This is a genomic window from Kiloniella sp. EL199 (assembly GCF_900313065.1).
Classification (GTDB): Bacteria; Pseudomonadota; Alphaproteobacteria; order Kiloniellales; family Kiloniellaceae; genus Kiloniella.
In genome coordinates this window covers 275,350-294,677 of sequence record NZ_OMPU01000013.1, presented here as the reverse complement: position 1 = coordinate 294,677, position 19,328 = coordinate 275,350, and the positions used below count along the sequence as shown (strand labels likewise).

The 19,328-nt window shown below is 44.5% G+C and carries 17 protein-coding genes; 3 read left to right on the top strand and 14 right to left on the bottom strand.

Annotated features, from left to right (window positions below):
• Positions 1-22: 22 nt before the first annotated feature.
• The 4 genes from D9A03_RS16215 to ribA form a co-directional block, all read right to left on the bottom strand.
• Positions 23-511 (bottom strand): hypothetical protein, encoded by a 489-nt coding sequence (locus D9A03_RS16215; protein ID WP_162938206.1) that lies wholly within the window; start codon positions 509-511, stop codon positions 23-25.
• A gap of 83 nt (positions 512-594) precedes the next feature.
• Complete coding sequence (locus D9A03_RS16210; protein ID WP_120498559.1) at positions 595-1,125, bottom strand: L,D-transpeptidase; 531 nt, start codon at positions 1,123-1,125, stop codon at positions 595-597.
• A 72-nt stretch (positions 1,126-1,197) separates the two neighbouring features.
• Positions 1,198-2,286, bottom strand: a complete 1,089-nt coding sequence (locus D9A03_RS16205; protein ID WP_120498253.1) for a hypothetical protein — start codon at positions 2,284-2,286, stop codon at positions 1,198-1,200.
• A gap of 195 nt (positions 2,287-2,481) precedes the next feature.
• Entirely contained in the window at positions 2,482-3,615 is a 1,134-nt protein-coding gene (gene ribA / locus D9A03_RS16200; RefSeq protein ID WP_120498252.1) for a GTP cyclohydrolase II, read from the bottom strand.
• Between the two features lie 661 nt (positions 3,616-4,276).
• Between ribA and D9A03_RS16195 the strand changes: the two genes are divergently transcribed.
• The 3 genes from D9A03_RS16195 to D9A03_RS16185 all read left to right on the top strand — a co-directional run bounded on the left by D9A03_RS16195 (position 4,277) and on the right by D9A03_RS16185 (position 7,338).
• Complete coding sequence (locus D9A03_RS16195) at positions 4,277-4,972, top strand: response regulator transcription factor (RefSeq protein ID WP_047764063.1); 696 nt, start codon at positions 4,277-4,279, stop codon at positions 4,970-4,972.
• A gap of 65 nt (positions 4,973-5,037) precedes the next feature.
• A complete protein-coding gene (locus D9A03_RS16190; RefSeq protein WP_120498251.1) occupies positions 5,038-5,877 on the top strand; it encodes an MBL fold metallo-hydrolase in 840 nt (279 codons plus the stop codon).
• Positions 5,878-6,015: 138 nt separating this feature from the next.
• Entirely contained in the window at positions 6,016-7,338 is a 1,323-nt protein-coding gene (locus D9A03_RS16185) for an adenylate/guanylate cyclase domain-containing protein (protein ID WP_120498250.1), read from the top strand.
• Positions 7,339-7,377: 39 nt separating this feature from the next.
• Here the strand turns inward: D9A03_RS16185 and D9A03_RS16180 are convergent, their stop codons facing one another.
• The 10 genes from D9A03_RS16180 to D9A03_RS16135 all read right to left on the bottom strand — a co-directional run bounded on the left by D9A03_RS16180 (position 7,378) and on the right by D9A03_RS16135 (position 18,941).
• Positions 7,378-8,565 (bottom strand): ABC transporter permease, encoded by a 1,188-nt coding sequence (locus D9A03_RS16180; RefSeq protein ID WP_120498249.1) that lies wholly within the window; start codon positions 8,563-8,565, stop codon positions 7,378-7,380.
• The gene (locus D9A03_RS16175; RefSeq protein ID WP_120498248.1) at positions 8,562-9,560 is read right to left on the bottom strand and encodes an ABC transporter permease; all 999 of its coding nucleotides are present in this window, start codon (positions 9,558-9,560) and stop codon (positions 8,562-8,564) included. Before D9A03_RS16175 ends, D9A03_RS16180 begins: the two co-directional genes overlap by 4 nt.
• Positions 9,560-11,476: an ABC transporter ATP-binding protein gene (locus D9A03_RS16170; RefSeq protein WP_120498247.1), complete on the bottom strand. Its 1,917-nt coding sequence runs from the start codon at positions 11,474-11,476 to the stop codon at positions 9,560-9,562. The genes D9A03_RS16175 and D9A03_RS16170 overlap by 1 nt, the downstream gene beginning before the upstream one ends.
• A gap of 55 nt (positions 11,477-11,531) precedes the next feature.
• Positions 11,532-11,873 carry a hypothetical protein gene (locus D9A03_RS19810; protein ID WP_162938205.1) on the bottom strand — a complete coding sequence of 114 codons (342 nt, stop codon included), beginning with the start codon at positions 11,871-11,873 and terminating at the stop codon, positions 11,532-11,534.
• Positions 11,874-12,070: 197 nt separating this feature from the next.
• Positions 12,071-13,291, bottom strand: coding sequence for a glycosyltransferase family protein (locus D9A03_RS16160; RefSeq protein WP_120498245.1), 1,221 nt, complete (start codon positions 13,289-13,291; stop codon positions 12,071-12,073).
• Entirely contained in the window at positions 13,288-13,935 is a 648-nt protein-coding gene (locus D9A03_RS16155; protein ID WP_120498244.1) for a histidine phosphatase family protein, read from the bottom strand. The genes D9A03_RS16160 and D9A03_RS16155 overlap by 4 nt, the downstream gene beginning before the upstream one ends.
• The gene (locus D9A03_RS16150) at positions 13,928-15,133 is read right to left on the bottom strand and encodes a glycosyltransferase family protein (RefSeq protein WP_120498243.1); all 1,206 of its coding nucleotides are present in this window, start codon (positions 15,131-15,133) and stop codon (positions 13,928-13,930) included. Before D9A03_RS16150 ends, D9A03_RS16155 begins: the two co-directional genes overlap by 8 nt.
• Before the next feature lie 2 nt (positions 15,134-15,135).
• Complete coding sequence (locus tag D9A03_RS16145; RefSeq protein ID WP_120498242.1) at positions 15,136-16,323, bottom strand: glycosyltransferase family 4 protein; 1,188 nt, start codon at positions 16,321-16,323, stop codon at positions 15,136-15,138.
• Between the two features lie 13 nt (positions 16,324-16,336).
• Complete coding sequence (locus D9A03_RS16140; protein ID WP_120498241.1) at positions 16,337-17,560, bottom strand: glycosyltransferase family 4 protein; 1,224 nt, start codon at positions 17,558-17,560, stop codon at positions 16,337-16,339.
• 82 nt (positions 17,561-17,642) lie between these two features.
• Positions 17,643-18,941, bottom strand: coding sequence for a glycosyltransferase family protein (locus D9A03_RS16135; protein ID WP_174233662.1), 1,299 nt, complete (start codon positions 18,939-18,941; stop codon positions 17,643-17,645).
• Between the last annotated feature and the right edge of the window lie 387 nt (positions 18,942-19,328).

Here is a 19,328-nt window from a genome sequence, read left to right as displayed (position 1 = left end):
TAGGGCTGAGACTATAGGGATTTTACAGGCACTCTTCTATTTTTTTACAGTTTTCAATCCGATCAGGATTCCTGATCGGCATCAACTTCCACCCCATATACCCAACTGTTCTTCTGAATTTATCAGTGTTAAAGTCTTCAACGATGGTTGCACGAATACTGGAGAGAAATGTTGATTTCCGACAAAAGGCACCCAGCAAAATATGTGTTGGCGCTTCGGATTCTTCCAAAGAGTTGGCATAGTCATCGTCGCAAAGGCGATCTTCATTTGCGTTGATCGGGGCGTTATAAAACCAACGCAGTTCGTACCCTTGCGTTTTATGATCTGTCATTGTTGAGCTGTAGTTAGCTCTGAACCATTTTGGACCATATTGTTCCATTGCGGATGCGATTGCTTTACCTGGTTCAGGAGAAGAGACATTTTCTTGCAGAGTTATTTTTATGGGGGAATGATTAGCGGCAAGAACGGCGTCGCCGGATGTATAAGCTCCATAAGTTGCCGTCCTGACCAAAGTCAAATCCCCGGAACTTATGCAAGAAGTGGTAAAAAGTGCAAATATGAGCGGTGATACAAGTCTCTTTAACATATACAGAACTAACCCTGTATGGTAATTTTTGTTTGTTCTTTCATGAATGATAGTAGCTTCAAGAGGTCATTGAGTTCAAGAGCAACACAGCCTTCTGTTGGTGTCAGGTCAGGCTTGGCCACATGAAGAAATATCGCAGATCCCCGGCTTGGAATCACCGGATCAGCATTATGACTGAGGAGTCCGATGAGATCGTAGGTGTTTTCCTGATCTTTCCACAAGACTTCGTAGCGAGATGTGTAGGGAACGATAACAGCTTGATTGTAATAGGGATCTTCTGGTTCATCACACCAGCCATCTCTTTGGCATAAGGGTGCTATCTCAATGGCTTTGCCTATTTCTTTTCTTTGCTCCAGAGATATACGATCTGCGCGATAAAGAACTTTTGTTAAATCCCAGCTTCCAATTGGTGTTTTGCCATCACCTTCAACTTTTTCATTTGCTGGAACGATGCCATTTTTACCAATAGCACAGGGCCAGATTTTGTCACCGAAAGATGCTTGCCACTTGCCATTAATTGATTGAACGATGATATCCATGTTCGTACCCGAGATCAGTCCTTTGAGATAAGCTGGGCCAAACATACATATTCAGTCTGGATTGTCGAGGCTTCAATTATTGCTTTTTAACTGTTGATATTTATCAAGCCCGTTTAACAGATTTTGTGCGAAATCACTTTCGATAGATGCAATGGTTTCCTCAGCCGATGGTGCATTGTCTGTTTTTGGTAATGTCGTTGTGGATTCTATTGGCTGTGATACTGGTTTGGATGGTCTTGTTTGCGGAAGATGTGAGGTTTGCGCGATCAGCACATTACCGCCAGATAGGGGAAACCATTTTCCCGGCTTTGATGCTGGTAGAGGTCGTGGGGCTTCCTGTTGGATATCCAAACTTGCATTCGATGCTCTAATTTCCTGTGAAACAGGTTCTGTGGCTTTAGGTTTTGCCAGGTCATTATACAGGGCTGTCAGCGCTGCTTTTCCTTCAAGTGGTGATGATGTTGAACCCGGGTTATTTGAGACGATTGCATTTTCTGGCTTTGGCTGCTGAACGGGCGCTGGCGGGATAACAGGTGCCAGTTGGGAAAATAACGGAGTTGTTACATTCTGGGATGACGTTTCTAACGCGGCAGTTTGAATGGGACTTTCTTCATCTAGTTCATTTGGTCCAAGAAAAGCTTCTAATATATTTTCACCAATATCTTTGCCAGTGGTCTCTTCTGAAACTGAGTTTGCAATGGCAGTAATAAATCCTGTTGGTCCACCAAAAATCATACCGCCGGCAATCCGTGCGGCTGGCTGGATTTCGTCGCCAGTGATCTCTCTGTACAGAGTTGAAATCACTGGAATGTGTTGAAGTGGATTTATAACATCCAGGAAATCAAAGAACCCGAAAGTTTGTTCTTCTTGCTCAGAACTTTTTGGGTCCGGTGTCTTATGCTTAACAGGCCAGTCTTTCTTCTCTGTCGTATTTGTTTTTGCCGTATTTGCTTTTTCAAGTTCGTTTTTGAATTGGTGTTCTTGTGTTGATTTCGTGACAGAAGCGGTTTTTAGTCCCGTCTCATTCTCTTTTTTGATAGAATCCGGAATTGTTCCAAGCGCAACACTACCTGATCTCAAATTATTATTTTGGCCATGATTATTGGCAGGACTGATCTGTCCTTTTGGGGTAATTTTTTGAGAATAGAGCTGATCCAACATAAGCCTGATAATCACCTGATCGTTAATTCAGGTATATTAATGCAATGATTGGGCCAATTAATTTAGGTCTTTATTTCAGTGTTTTTGGTTCACTTTGATCAACTTGGTGGGAATACTTTTCCCGGAATGAGGAAAGGCTTGCCGATGACAGTGATTATATATCCCTCAAATTCAATGCTTTGAGTGCCTGTTTTATCAGAGCTTGTGTCCGAAGCGCGTTGCTTTGGTTTTCAGATAAAATTCATTGTGGCCGTTTGAAGGGAAGTGGTGTGGGACCATTTCAATGACCTCTATGCCACATTCTATTAAAGAGTTAGCTTTTTCCGGATTGTTGGTGAGAAGCCTGACTTCATCATATCCTAATTGTCGTAGCATTTCTGCGGCAGGAATATACACGCGTTCATCAGGATCAAAACCGACGAGTTCATTTGCATCAGACGTATCGGCACCTCTATCCTGCAGTTCATAGGCTCTGAGCTTGTTCATCAGACCTATACCACGACCTTCTTGTGAGAGATAGAGCAGGATGCCGCCACCCTGTTCTTCCATAAGACTAACGGCACCGCGAAGTTGGTCGCCGCAATCACACCGTAAACTGCCAAGTAGATCGCCGGTAAAACATTCGGAATGCAAACGGATCAGCGTTGGTTGATTCGGGTCAGGGTCTCCGATAACGAGTGCAAGATGTTCTGTACCACCGTCTTTGGGGCGAAAGGCAACAACGGTGGTCTTTTCAGCCACTTCCAATGGAACTTGAGCAGAGGCAACTTTTTTCAGACTATAAGCTGCTGTACTCCGATAGCTTGCAATGTCATCTGCTGAAACGATTAAGAGATTATGTTCTTTTGCAAGTTCTGTGTCTGCACCATCAGGCAGATTCACAAACAGAGCTGCAGGAAGCAGGCACGCCAGTTTTGTTAAAAGAACGGCATTACGTGCCAGGATTTCGGGGACTTCTGTGGTCAGAAAGTTGTCATGCCGTAGGTTGATGCCCAAGGGATCATGTACGGGATCAGCAAGATAAGCTGCGGCTTCTGGTGACATTCCGTCCAAGGCAAAAGCAATAACCTCGGTCGTATTGATAAGCGGTTCTGCTTCGTTGATACCAATTGCTGCTGCACGTCGAGCGGTTAAAAGAAGGCAGGGTTCCGCATTGCTGATATTCCGGAGTCTATTCAGGCTTTCATCAGATGAAGTTTCAGATGCCTGAATTAAGGCAGACTGTCCGTCCGGGCGCTGTACAATAACGGCTGCTCCACGGCGCAATTCTGCAATAGCTCGCTCAACAGCAGGGAGGATCCTTGCGGCATTTTCTTCTAGCGCTGGCACTGATCTGTTCTTTCGTCCGGCTTGGTTACATTTGGTAATCGTAGCTTTTGGTAATGTATATCACCTCTAAACAATGATTCGATCATTATTTAGGGAACACGGTTCTGACATTCCAGATAAATGTCTAAAAGCCATTGCTGAATTATAGCAAAGTACGTCAGTTGGAAAGAGCGAAAATACGAAGTTACGAGAAGGGTTTGCGACAGAAGACAGGATTTGTTGTTTAGCTGCTGACTGTAAGACTCTGTTTCTTTCCCCTTGGCAACTTAATCATCTCTTCAAGATAATATAGAAAATCCAGATAGTTAGCTTTTATGCTTTCATTACACAAATTTTTTTATCAGTTACGATTTGAAATACTCTGTAGATTTCACGATATATAAAAGAACATGACTAAATCTGACAGCTAAAGTGTAACTTTCTTTGTTTATAGCCTTTGCCAAAAGTTCTGTTTTACAGGTTGTGCGGGTGAACTTGAATGTCCATTGTGCCAATGCTATCTAAATAAGTGTTATTTTTAGATAAAAGCTGGTTACTTGATATCTGTAGGAATAACGCAATCGGATTATAAAATCTGTCGCTGAAATGAATGTTGAGTAATAAACGTTGCGAAATAAACATTGTGACGTAAAACAGGGAAACAGAATAAGGGGCCTATGGGATGACGACTTCAAATGGCCGTAGAATATTGCTTGTTGACGATGATGATGCACTGCGTTCTTCATTAAGAGAGCAACTACATCTACACGAAGAGTTTGAAACAACAGAAGCCGTTAATGGTATGGAAGGTCTGGATAAGGCCAAAGACGATTACTATGATGCGATTTTGCTGGATGTTGGTCTTCCCGATATGGATGGGCGTGAAGTTTGTCGTTTAATGAGACGCGCAGGTGTCAAAAGCCCTATTATCATGTTAACGGCGGCTGAATCAGATGCTGATACTATTCTTGGTCTGGACGCTGGAGCTAACGATTATATAACCAAGCCATTCCGTTTGGGTGTCCTTCTAGCACGATTGCGCGCACAACTTCGTCAGCATGAACAAAGCGAAGATGCCGTTTTCACCATTGGGCCCTATACTTTCCAACCCAGTGGTAAAATTCTTATTGAAGGTGAAACGCAAAAGAAAATTCGCCTGACTGAAAAGGAAACGTCTATCCTTAAGTATTTGTATCGTAAAGGGTCTCAAGTTGTTGGCAGGGATACCCTACTCAACGAAGTTTGGGGGTATAACGCTGGTGTAACCACCCATACACTGGAAACTCATGTCTATAGATTGCGACAAAAGATTGAAATCGACCCATCGAATGCAAAGTTATTAGTAACAGAGACTGGTGGCTATCGTTTAGTACCTTAAAAATAGCTCAGTAAAGATCTGTGAATTTTGCATTTGGCTGTCTAGTGGCCGGGAGATTATGAAACGTGTCGGCAACGAGTGATTTTACAGTAAAATTCTGGGGAGTAAGGGGATCAATCCCTTGTCCAGAAAATAGCCACAGACGTTATGGCGGAAATACGTCATGCGTAGAGGTTCGCTGTGGAGATCACCATTTTATATTCGATGCAGGTACAGGTATCAGATCTCTGGGAAATAATATTTGTTCTGCGAGTGATAAACAGCAAATCGATATCTTTTTCTCTCATACTCATCACGACCACATTATGGGCATGCCGTTCTTTGGTCCGAACTTTTACCCCAAAAACAAGGTGCGGTTGTGGGCAGGCCATTTATTGGAACAGCAGAGTAATTTGCATGAAATTCTATGTCGCTATATGGCTGAACCTTTGTTTCCGGTTCCGCCTAAAATATTTTCAGCAAACGTAACGTTCCATGATTTTCATAGCGGTGAAACCCTGGAGCCCTATCCCGGCCTTAAGATTCGTACAACGCCTTTAAACCATCCCAATGGGGCGACAGGATACCGCCTTGAATACAAAGGTAAATCCTTTTGTTATATTACTGATACAGAGCACACTCCGGGGGTCCCTGATCGTCAAATAATTGAGCTGGTCCAAGGTGCTGACTGCATGGTTTATGACAGTAGCTATACGGATGAAGAATTCCCCAAATTTAAGGATTGGGGGCATTCAACGTGGCAGGAAGGGGTGCGTTTATGTGATTTGGCAGACGTGAAACAGTTAATTGCTTTCCATCATGACCCTTGTCACAACGATGATTTCCTGGATATTGAGTCCGAAAAGGCAGAGAAAGCACGTCCGGGCACTTTGTTTGCAAAAGAAGGCCTTGTTCTTAATTTATAAGTCGCTCCGGTTTTGATCACGGAATTCTGACCATGGCTTGATCAAAGTACCTGTAGAATTAATAACAGCTAAAGCTTATTTAGATATAACATGCGGGCAGATCGCAGTGTGATTTAGGAGCAGCTTGGGATTATAAAAATGAAATGGTTTAGCTCGGTTAATGAGACAGCTTTGCCAGAGCGGGTACTTAGGGCCATTCATGAGCAGGAAGATAAAACAGAACGGTTGATCGGCTGGATTCAGCTTGCTGTGGTTTCTATTTTCGGTTCTCTTTACCTTATATCCCCTAAAACCTTCAATGAAGATGTGACCTTTGCGCCGGTCCCTTGGGCCTTGAGCATTTATCTGGTACTGACATTGATACGTATCGTCTGGGCCTATAATTTTCATATGCCTGACTGGTCGCTAGCCTTTTCTGCGCTTTTTGATATGACGCTCCTAATGGTTTTGATCTGGAGCTTTCATGTTCAGTACAATCAACCTCCAAGTTTTTATCTAAAAGTCCCAACCCTTCTTTATGTTTTTATTTTCATCGCAATCAGAGCTTTGAGATTTGAAGCCAAATTCGTTGTCATTGCCGGATTATTTGCGGCTCTGGGGTGGGGGATGATGATTATGTATGTTGTGTCTTTTGATTCAATGGACAGTATGATCACGCGTGATTATGTGCACTACATGACATCAAATTCCATTCTTCTCGGCGCAGAATTTGACAAGATAATCTCTATTGTGGTTGTGACGCTTATTCTGGCTGTTGCATTGGTCCGTGCCCGGGCTTTATTGATTAATTCAGTCTCAGAACGACAAGCGGCGCAGGAACTTTCGCGCTTCTTTTCGCCTGAGGTCGCCAAAAAGATTGCGCATTCAAAAGATAAAATAATGGTGGGAAGCGCCGAAAGGCGTGAAGCAGCGATTATGAACTTGGATATGCGTGGGTTTACCAAGCTGGCTGCTGTTGAATCGGCAGAGATTGTTATGGGTACTTTGGCCGAATACCAGCAACTTTGTGTTCCAATTATCCAAAAGCATGGCGGATCAATTGACAAGTTTATGGGGGACGGCATCATGGCAACTTTTGGGGCCTCTGTTCCCTCTGAAACCTATGCTGCGGACGCTTTAAGAGCCATGGATGAAGTAATGGATGTAACGGCATCATGGCAAAGAGACAACGGTGAAGAGGCGCCGCTGGTTAATGGGTCAGTTGCCGTTGGGCCTGTTCTCTTCGGGGCTGTTGGTGATGATACGCGTCTGGAATACACTGTGATTGGCGATGCGGTTAATCTATCGGCAAAGCTTGAAAAGCATAATAAGGATGTTGGTGTGCGTGCTCTTGCTGATCAAACGACCTACAAAAAAGCTGTTGAACAGGGGTACCAACCTTTGTTAGAGCGCAAAGTGTTGGAGAAGAGTCAGGTCGTGGGTGTTTCTGGTGCCATGGATCTTGTCGTAGTTGCTGATTAGTTTGTGGTTAGAATAAACTCTCTTCTTTCCATAAACGGTTTATTTATAGGGATCCGCAGCATCACGCAGTCCATCACCTAAAAAGTTATAGCAAAGCACAACCAAAACAACGGGTTGTACGGGTAATAGCAGCCATGGATATAAAACAACGGCGCTGATATTTTGCGCTTCGTTGAGTAGCACACCCCATGATGTGATCGGCGCTCTTAGTCCCAAGCCTAGGAAAGACAAGCTAGTTTCGCCCAATATCATCATGGGAATGGCAAGAGTTGCAGAGGCGATGAGATGACTGCTGAACGAAGGTAAAAGGTGTTTGCCAATAATTCTTGCATGTGAAGCGCCCATTAACTGTGCTGCTGTGGTGAAGTCCTCTTCACGCAAACTCAACAATTTGGACCTGACGGCACGGGCTAATCCCGGCCAATCCAGAAAGCCTTGAATAATTGATATCCCAAAGAAAACGCCAAGGGGGCTCCAGGTAACAGGCAAAAGGGCGGAAAGTGTCATAAATAATGGCAGGCTTGGAAAGGACTTGAGTATTTCAATAGCTCGCAGAACGAAATTATCGACGAGACCACCAAAGTATCCGGCCAAACCGCCAAAGAAAGTGCCGAGTACAAAGCTAATGGCAACACCAATCAAACCAATGGTCAGAGAAATTCTTGAACCATAAATAATGCGGCTAAAGACATCTCGTCCCAATCGATCTGTTCCCCAAATGAAAAGGGTACCGTTTTCTGCCGGACAGACGAAATGAAAGTCTCCACTGATCAGGCCAAGATAATCATACTCCTGATCGCTACGGCAAAAGAAACTTAGCTTCTGAATATCAGATGTGTTCGGCGTGTATTCCCGTTTCAAATTTTCCATATTGAGGTTGTAATCAAAGCCATAGACAAAGGGGCCTATAAACTCGTCTTCATGGAAAAAGTGAATGGCCTGCGGCGGGGCATAGATAAACTTTGTTTCCCTGTTATGTAAATTATAGGGGGCCACAAGTTCCGCCAGAATCGCAACAATGTACATACAGAGCAAAATAACGCCGGAATAAACCGCAAGTTTGTGTTTCTTGAATTTCCACCACATGATCTGCCATTGTGATGCAGTGAAATAGCGCTCTTGCTGTGGCGTTAGTTTCGTTACTGACTGTGGATCAAATGGCGCTGGATTGACGTAATGTTCCATAGGTCGAATTGGATGCTGATGATCTGTTGTGTTTTTACTCATTTTTCAGCTCCCCCGCCCAGACGAATTCTCGGGTCGATCGCAGCAAGAATCAGGTCTGAAATAAAGACCCCGATAACGACCAATGATGCTTCGATGATCAGGAATGATCCCGCCAGATACATATCTTGGCTCAAGAGTGAATCAACCAGCATCGGGCCTGTTGTCTCCAATCCCATAACCACGGCAACCAGCACAGATCCGGAAAGTAAATCAGGCAGAATAGATCCAATATCCGCGATAAAGGGATTTATTGCCAAACGAAGCGGGTACTTCATAAGGATTTTTAGGGGTGTCTGACCTTTGGCTTTTGCTGTAATGACATATTGTTTTGATAGCTCGTCCAGCATGTTGGCTCGTAGCCGCCTTATCATACCGGCGGTACCGGAAGTTCCAATGACCACAACGGGAACCCATAGATGTTCCATGACGGACAAAGCTTTATCCATACTCCACGGCTTACCGATAAATTCGTCGTCCATCAGGCCGCCAATAGAAGTACCGAACCAGACATTGGCAAAATAGAGTAAAACCAAAGCTAGTAAAAAATTAGGTGTTGCGAGGCCAATGAAGCCAACAAAACTGAAAACGTAATCACCGACAGAGTATTGTTTTACGGCGGTGTAGATACCTATCGGGAAGGAAAGGACATAGGTAAAGAGTGTTGCGGCAAGGGCGAGCACAATCGTTAGTGTGATCCGATCGCCAATAACTTCAGTTACAGGTAATTCATGTTCGAATGAATAGCCAAGATCACCTTGTAAAAGCCCAAAAACCCAGTCGAAATATTGTTCATACATGGGCTTGTCCAAACCGTATTCGGTGCGGAGATAATCAATTTTTTCCTGATCGACGTTTTCACCCTGTGCCTGCATTTCGGCAATCTGTGTTTCCAGATAATCCCCGGGCGGCAACTGAATTAAAGTAAAGATCACAGCTGAAATAATAAGCAGTGTTGGCACCATAGCCAAAATACGATTGACGATATAGGTCAACATTATACGTTCTCCCTCATATCTGTTTGAGGGATTGCATCGCTACCAGTACCTTTATGAACACGAACATAATGGCCACCACCCAAATCAACCATGGCCATATCATGCTGATTATTTACGGTAAAAGGCGCTGGCCAATTTTCCGGTACCGAGGCTTTTCCTTCCAGTAAATCCTTTAAGTCAAGCGGATGATCTAGATCGGGATCAGGTACTGCAGATACCAACGCCCGGGTATAGGGATGAACCGGATTTTTGAAGAGTAGTTCTTTCGGGGCGGTTTCAACCAATCGCCCTCTGCACATGACGATAATTCGATCAGCAATATAATCAATAACCGCCAGATTGTGACTGATAAAGATATAGGTCAGGCCCAAAGCTGCTTTTAAATCTTTCAGCAGGTTAAGAACTTGTGCCTGAATAGAGACATCCAACGCTGATACGGGCTCGTCACAGATCAAAAGGTCGGGTTGTAGGGCCAATGCTCTGGCAATCCCGATACGTTGACGCTGCCCCCCTGAAAATGAATGCGGATAGCGATTTATATGCATTGGTGCCAATCCAACCACGTCCATCAGGCTTTCAACGTACTTTCGTCGTTCTTTGGCGTCTTTCATGCCATGTATCAACAAAGGTTCGCCGATTAACTCTTGCACCGTCATACGGGGATTAAGTGAACTATAAGGGTCCTGGAACATGAACTGAACACGTTCACGAAAATCAAAGAGATCTTTTTTCTCCAGCGCAAGAACATCCGTCGGATTATTATCCTGATCCCGGAAAATAATTGATCCCTGATCAGGCCTCAGGGCGCGCATGATAATTTTTGACAGGGTGGTTTTCCCGCACCCGCTTTCCCCAACCAAACCGAGACATTCCCCACGATTGACAAAAAAGCTGATATCATCAACGGCGAGTGCTTTTTCCGCTGATCTTTGAGAGAAAAACCCCCCTTTTCTGATCGAAAAAGATTTTGAGATGTTATTTACCTCAAGCAAAGGGGGATCATCTTTACAGATTTTTCGTCTTTGTCTCTTTGCTTTGAGAATGGGATTGTCCGGGTGGTGTTCAATTTCACGAATTGGCTTGAGCCGTTCATTAGGCTTCATATCAAAACGTGGAACCGCGTGAAGCAAGGCCTTGAGGTAAGGGTGTTCTGCTTTTCTGAAAATATCTTCCAGAGTACCGCTCTCCATAACCTCGCCGTGGTACATGACCACGACTTCATCGGCCATATTGGCAACAACGCCAAGGTCGTGTGTGATCATGAGAACGGACATATCTAGCTCGCTCTGTAAATCTTTGATGAGCTTTAGAATTTGTGCCTGAATGGTGACGTCCAGAGCCGTGGTGGGTTCGTCGGCAATTAGCAGGGCGGGGTGGCATACCAGTGCCATTGCAATAACGGCGCGCTGACGTAAACCGCCTGAAAGTTCAAAGGGATAGGTACGCATTGCGCGGGCTGGGTCGGGGAACCCCACCATACGTAACATGTCGGTTGCAAGTTCCAGTGCTTGAGCCGAGGTAATATCGCGATGCAGCTCCAGGGCCTCGCAGATTTGGTTACCAACGGTGTGTACTGGCGAAAGCGAGGTCATGGGCTCCTGAAAAACCATAGAGATTCGACCACCGCGGATCTGCCTCATTTGCCTGCTATCAGGTTTGATCCTTGCCAGATTCAGGATTTCACCCTGTTTTTCCGGATCGGAAAAAAGAATCTCCCCGCCTGCAATTTCAGCTACTTTGGGTAAAATTCCCATGATTGCTTGACTGACAACCGATTTTCCTGACCCTGATTCACCGACCAGAGAAACTGTTTTTCCCCTTGGGATACGAAAGGATACGCCCTTGACGGCGTTCAAAGTGCCTTCTGGAAGCTTGAATGCGACACGGAGGTCTTTGACCTGTAACAGATCGTCCACGATTATACTCTGGCCCCGTTGTTAAACCCTGTTGGCTTGATCTTTTTATATCTTCTTAAATTCCCGACATTTTTGGATCCGGCATTTCACTGCTGCCTTCTGGATCAAGTCCAATATCTAGCATATTGCCAATGGTGCTTGGGTCAAGCGGCAGGTTACACTCTTTCGCAAATAGTATGGCTGACCAGACCAGATATCTGAAGCCATATAAGTTGGAATCTAAAGTAATTTTTTGCTCTTTGTCTTTTAAAACCAGATGTAAGACACCTTTGGGTTTTTGGTCATTGTCTTTGTCTTTCACGGGACGTCCGTAATAGCGTAACTCTATGTTTTCTATATTTTTAAATAGAATTTTTCGTTGTTTGAAGTCTGTAATCTCAACCTGTTCACTATCCACGGTTACGCACGTTTTGTGGCGTCGAAGGGAATGAAATCCAAATAGTATAAAGATAATAAGGATCGCGCTAAAACAGATCTGGGAAAAGGTATTATTCAGACCATAAATCAGCCCGCCAAGACCAATTGATAAACCGAAAGCTGTTTTTAGGTAATCGAGATAAATATCAAAAAGAGGGTATTTAAAACTTTGCGGAGTTATTTGGGGCACAGTATGTCTCGCTTATTGTGTCTTTTCTCGATTAGATCTTTGATAAAAAGTGCTGTTTTTTGTGTGCCGCGAACATCGACTTTTATTTTTGATCCAGGTTTTTGTGTGTTGGATTTTTGAGTTTGGGATTTTTGCACAACATCATCTATTTTTTGGGCCAGATTTTCCGGGGTTAGATTTGCTTCTGATAACAGTGACAGCACGCCAGCTTTTGCAAGTTTTTTTGCACGATCCGTTTGTTCACTTTGACCATCAGCTGAAAAGGGAACAACAATTGCCGGTGTTTCGGTCATAAGTGTTTCCATAACGGTATTATACCCGGCCTGACTAATTGAAAGCTGTGCTTTGGAGAGAAGCGTATAAAAATCCGACCGATTTCGTTCAACACTTAATCCGTCAGGTGCACGTTTGACGATGTCGTTGAACTCTTGGTCGGGTAGATTGGTTCCCAGAAGCAATCGCCAAGGCACATTTTTTAAAGTGGAAAAATCCTTGGCTTTGATTGTTGCTTCAGCCAAGGGCAAGGCTACGGCACCGCCCCCACCAGAGATAAGTACACCCTCTCGTTTCGTTGCTGAACGGGTATCTGGACTTTCGATGTCATGTTCAACGACATACCCGGTATAAACGATTTTATCCTTAATTTTAGCAGCGAGCGGGAAGCTGTCTTCAAGAGGCATAAAGTCGGGATCACCATGTACCAGAACGTGATCGATATCTTTCTGAACCCGATCAATAATCCATTCACTTTTCCCGGGGGTTTTATGCGTTGTGAGTATATCCCGGATAGAACTGATAACCGGGATGTTCATGGATTTGGCCAGATCGATCAAGGGATCTAACTCGAATCGCATCTGGCGCCTGCCAAAGGGAAACATCTCGATCAGAAGAACATCTGGTGCAGCTTCGCGAAAAGCCGATAACAAAAGTTCTTTTCGTTGTTCTTTCCACGTATCATCAACAACAGATCCTTCAATGTTCTTTAGAATTTTAAAGCTGTTATCCGAGGCATGAAGTGCGGGAAGCTGAAGAAAGTCGGCATCACCAATATCAAGATAAGAAACGGGGCGTCCGCCTGATGCAAAAACAACAGACATTCCTGCGTTTTCCATTGCTTTTGCAAGTAAAGAAGCACGTCTAAGGTGCCCAATACCCAGAAGATGCTGAACATAGATAAAAATATTAACCGTACTTTTTTTTATCGTCATCTGGCCGTTTCTTTGGAAGATGTGGAAGAGTTAACAGGTAGTGGAAAGCCATCAGTGAGTGATAACAGGCTGATATTCATTGCTTTTACACTGATTTCACCGATAGGGGAAATCTGAAAAAGATGAGCACAGTTATCTCTGATTTTTTCTTTTGGTTTGCCAAGCATGTCCCAATCTGTTGCGGCAGCATAAATGGCTCTGAGGACGCCTTTATGAGCTACAGCCACAAATGATTTATTTGATTTGGCTATTGTGTTTAGAAAAGGTTTCAGGCGTATTTGGACATCTCTCGGGCTTTCACCCCCGGGGGGGCAAAGATCAAGCCCAAGGGCTTCCATTTTTTGCATTTCTGGCCCCAGCTTTTCCCTCAATTCCGGTAATCTCTGTCCTTCCCAACTTCCCCAGGACATCTCGATTAATAGAGGAACAATTTCAAACTTCTTTTGCCCTAGCAGTTCTGCTGTTTGTCGGGCGCGTTGCAAAGGGCTGACATACCAGGGCACTTCCATCCATTCATCTGGAAGCTGCCACTTTTGAACTGTTTCGATGCCTTGTTCAGAAAGGGAAATATCAGACCTTCCCTGCATTCTTTTTTCAGCATTCCAAATGGTTGGCCCATGCCTGAAGATCAAGAGTTCAGCCATTTTTCAAAAACTGTTGCAGGGGGTTATCATTCAAAATGTTAGAGAGAATTGTCGCTGTGTTTTCAGCGCCATTTGTATTAAGACTGGATGGCGGCTTTTGTTTGTTTTGTAATGTTTTTTCTATGGCTGTAGCCAGTTTTTCGGACGTCAGTGTTTCTTCATCTACATAGGTAAGGGCGTTTTGTTCTGATAATAGCTTGGCCCTGAGAGTCTGTTCTGTTTCAAGACCACCGGAATAGGGAACAATGACACGGGGACACCCGGCACGCAGAACCTCCATAACTGTGTTATAGCCGCCCTGACTTATGGATAGGGCGCAGTTAGCCAAAAGAGATGTGAAATCCGGCCTTGAACGCTCAACAATCAAGTTGTCATTTGACTGTGCTTTGTACTTTTCAAACAACTTTTCCGGTAGGCTATGGCCAATAAGTATGCGCCAAAGTTTTTCTTTCAAGATACTTTGTTTTCTCGCACTCAAGGCCGCGTCTATCAGGCGCTCGCTGACAGCACCGCCACCAGTTGAAACCAGAACTTCATCAATGCCATCTGTCGGGTGAGGAGTGCCGTCAACTTTTTCATCAACGACATAGCCGCTATAGAGAATTTTATCGGCGATATCCCGGGCAGGGTGAAAGGTTTTATCAAAGGGAATTAGATTTTGATCGCCGTGAATAAGAACATGGTCGAAATGAGTATCTACCCAGGCAAGCATTTCGGTAATACGTTCCGGTTTTGGTGCTTTGACCAGAATATCCCGAACAGATGAGACAATCTTACTCGAAAACTCAGATGCTTTGGCAGCTTCGAGTAAAGGAATAAGTTCGAAGCGCATTTGCCGGCGGCCAAAGGGAAACATCTCCAACAGTACAAGCCGTGGCTTTGTCGCGTGATAAATATCAACAAGATCCCGGGCCCGTTTGGCCTTGAAGGCCTTGTCGATTGGTTGGTCGTTTTTATCAAGTAACTCTGTAAATAGAATACCATCAGCACGAACGGGTTCCAGTTGATAAAACTCTGCACTGCCTGTATCCAGCCCGGGAACTTCCATACCACCAGATACAAAAGCTACTGAAAGGCCGGCTTTGTTCATAGCCCGGGTGAGAGTTGCTGCTCTTTTTTGATGTCCAATGCCGAGAAGGTGTTGAACATAAAAAAGAACGTCAATGCGTTTCACAGAATTCTTGGTTTCAGTTGTCATGATTATAATGTCTTGTTTTTCTTTGCATAATCCAACAGAGGTAACCCGGGTTCTATATAACCTTTTCTGGATGTCGCCAGGATTGCATCCAATCGTTGCCCGGCTGTCATCAGACTATGCATTGCTTCGACTTTTTGTGCGGCAGATTTCCCCATCTCTCTACGACGAACGGGGGCGGTTAGTAAACTTCTAAGCGCTGCGGCAAATGCTACGGGGTCTCCCGGTGTTGTCAGCAGGCCAGTTTCGCCATCTGCAACCACTGCTGGCACCCCGCCTGTATTTCCCGCAATGACAGGTAATCCACCAGCCTGAGCCTCAAGAAAAGCCAGACCATAAGCTTCATTAACCGCAGGCCAGGTATAGATATCACACGCCGGAATGATTGTTGCCAGTTCATTGGAATCAAGCTGACCAGTATAGGTGATTTTGGTCTTTGGTACCCATATAAAGCTAGCTTCCACGTCAGGTCTCGCCTGCCCATCTCCTACAATAATCAATTGCCAGGACAAGTCTGGAAGACCGCGCAAGGCTTTCGATAACACCTTGTATGATTCCAGTTTGTCTCCCGGGCGCATCATGGCAATTGCGAGTAACCATTGTTTATGCGGATCAAGCTCATATTGTTCGGCAACAGTTTTTCGGCATTGTGACCAATTTTCCCGCTTTGCTATAATTGGGTCGGGAACAATAAAGGGTGGCAGGGACCAGTTTCTTATATTTTCAGGCAGGCAGTGCGTATCATGTGGATTAAGGCTGATGACACACTCTGCCTGATTTACTGCTGCGACAACGGCTTGGTGACTTAAATCCCAAGGACCATTTGCCCGTTTGTTGGCGATAGATGCTTCGATGGGAATGTAGGGAATATTGAGCGCATCACATACAAGGGGGCCAATCCAGTCTGGCGCCTTGTAATAAAGATGATACGTGATCCAGATATCAGGACGCTGGTTTTCTGGTTTATTTTGGATTTTCTTTATGTATCTCGCGGCAAGTTTTTTGCCTATCTTCTTTAGTCTGGCTTGGCGATTTTGATCGCCTGTTGCGTCTCTACTTCGTAGATGAGACGCTATTTCAACCTCGTGCCCTTGTGTTTCCAAGGCTTGGATAAGTAATCTGGCAACGTGGCGATCGCCCGATGGCGTAGGGTGGCGGGGTGATTTTAGAGGGGCGTAAAAAGCAATCCGCATTTCTATCGCCTGACTATTGTGCCGTGAACCGGTTAAAAAGCTGATCTATGCCTTGTTTCATGGAAAACTCACCTCTCACGCGCTTTGCTCCGGCTTTCCCCAGTTTTTCCCTGAGTGCGGGATCTTCGATGAGTTTCTGGAGGACATCACCTAAAGCATCCGGGGTCTCTGGTGGAACCAGTATACCCGTTTCGTTGTTAACAATAAGCTCAGGTATAGCAGATATATTCGTTGAAAGGCAGGCCAGAGCTTGACTTTGTGCTTCCATAAGCACATTTGGCATGCCGTCACGATCACCATCTTCGGTGATTCTGGACGCTAATACGAAAAGATCTGCTTTTCGATATTGTTCCAGAACAACCTCCTGAGGTTGAGCACCCATCCAGGTGATTTTATCGTTAATACCTAGTGATTCAGCTTGTTTTTTCAGATCCTTACTTAATGTTCCACCTCCGATATGGATGAAGTGCCAATGTAAGGTTGGTGGTAAAAGGGAAAGAGCTTTCAGTAGATCGTCGTAGCCTTTTTTGGCAACCGCCCGCCCGACGGATATCAAGGTCACGCTTTTATCTTTTGAACTTCCGTCATTCAGAGAGTGGCTGTTCGCTGTTTTATCAAAACGGTCAAAATCAAGACCGTGATAGACTAGGTCTACACGGCTTTTGTCGGTGGTTAAGCCTCGTAAATAGTCCACGTTAAACTTTGTACAGGTCGCTAACCACTTAATGTCAGACAGCTTTTCTCTAAGTTCCCATTCTGGTGATGTCCATATATCCTTGGCATGGGCTGATCCACACCAGGGAATACCCCGCATAAAGGATGCATAGCGCGTTACAGAGGAGGGGGTGTGTAAAAAGTGTGCATAGAGCCAATCGACCTCCTCTGGTAATTCAGCGGCAAGAACACAGGCTTGGGCAAAACGTCTTATCCGATTTGGCGTTCGGTCGCGTTTTAAGTCTTTGATGAACAGGGAAAAGGCCTTTTTATACCCGGCCAACTTTCGAACCTTCCACCAGCTTTGTAAAACTCGTAAAGGTTCTTGATAGACATATTCGGGCAGATAACGAATAGGTGCCTTGATTTCCTGATGAATAGGGTGTGTGGACGTATCCGTAGGGTGGCGCAATGAGACCAATGACAAGTCTAGCCCGCGTTGTTCCAGAGCCAGAAGTTCTTGTGCGATAAATGTTTCAGAAAGGCGTGGGTAACCCTTTAGGATTACGGCTATTTTTTTCATACCGTTGGATTATATCTCTTTTGCTGCTGTATGCTTTTGGGAGAGAAATATTTTGATGAAGAGCATAATCCAGCAGGTGGGGTTAATTTGTTTTTGATAGCTTGTCGATCAATCCCAGTTTCGAAAGTTTGGCTTTGAAGCAGTGATCAGCAAGTTTGATGACGTTTTTCTGGCCATCAAGCAAACCCGGGACAACGACATCAGATGGTAAATGTTGTTGAGGCAAATTCCTTAAGGCAGTGGCCATTTTTTGTGGATCGCGTTTGCCATCATTTTCGAGCATACAAACCAAACCCAGTTCCTGGGCACGGCTGGCCCGGATGTACTGTTCCATTCTGGGCACAGTCCTTGGCACGATGAGTGCACGCTTGTCGTAGGAAAGGATCTCGCAGAATGTATTGTATCCACCCATGCCGACGATGCCGATGGCTCTATCGACAAGGCTTTCGAACTGGGCGTTAAAGGTTATGGCTTCAACATTAGGTAACTTGCTGGCGCGAACCTGAAAGTCATGCTGAAGGTCACTATTCATAAAAGGACCAAGAGCAATCAGTGCTGGATAAGGAAGATTTGGGTCACTTTCATAGGCAGAAAGGACCCAATCAATGATTTCTTCACCATCACCACCACCACCGACAGTTACGAGTAAATAAGGCGTTTCTTCGTCGATTTTTTCAAGTACGGGCATGGGAACATCATTGCCCCCGGTCCGACGCAGATAGCCAGTATAGGTCATTTTTCTTTGGACGGATGGGGGGAGATCAATACCGTCCAGCGGGTCGCATATTTGCGGCAGGCCATAGACCCATATGTCATCATAGTATTCTGACAAGGCAGGTGCTGTATTTTTACGCTCCCACTCATTTGAAAGAAGATCTGGATCATCCATGACATCTCTGAGACCAAGCACACAAGGAGTACCGCGGCTTTTTAGCAGGCGAAGTGTGTCTTCTACTTCACCTCTTAGCCCCAGTGGTTCCTTATCTACAATGAAGAGATCCGGATCATAAAATTCTGCGGTATGTTTGATAATGGATGATCTGATACTCAGGGTTTGTTCAATATCAATATGAAGGTTGAGCGAAGTATAATCGCCATTTCTGAGTTTAATGACTCCGGGAATACGGACAAAGTCAACACGGGCTTTAAATCCAAAAGATCCGATGATTGGTGAACCGGATAAAATCAGAACAGATAGGTTCTTATGCTCTTCTACCAAAGTATGGGCAATTTCTCGACAGCGCCGTAAATGGCCCAGACCAAAGCTATCGTGACTATAAATCAGGACACGTGTGCTTTTATGGTCATCAACAATATGTGTGCTGTCTTGTGTAATGGTTTTGCTCCCCTCGGTAATGTTGGCGACTATGCCACATTTCATTCCCAGGACCCAAGAAAGAATGTGCGAATAGAGCTTTTTGATATAATTTTTCTTAGGTGGTTAAATCAAGCTTAATGTAATCATTTGTTATTAAAAATTCTTTTGTCAGAGAGGTATACTTAATAATTCCACATATCCAGTTTTATCAGGTTAATATGGTTTTTTGCTTTGAGCATTACACAACGAATAACAATGTGTTTATCTCTGTGAGTTTACCCCGATTTGTACTTCGGCTAGGCTGGGTGATCTCAAGTATTAAATTTTGTAGTTTGTTTACTCATTAGAGTTTAAGGCTTATTTTGTAACCTGTTTGAAATACAAATGTATTGGCTATGGTTTTAATTCATTTAAAGCCGGGTGCGGGGGATCTGGGACGCAATGGAACAA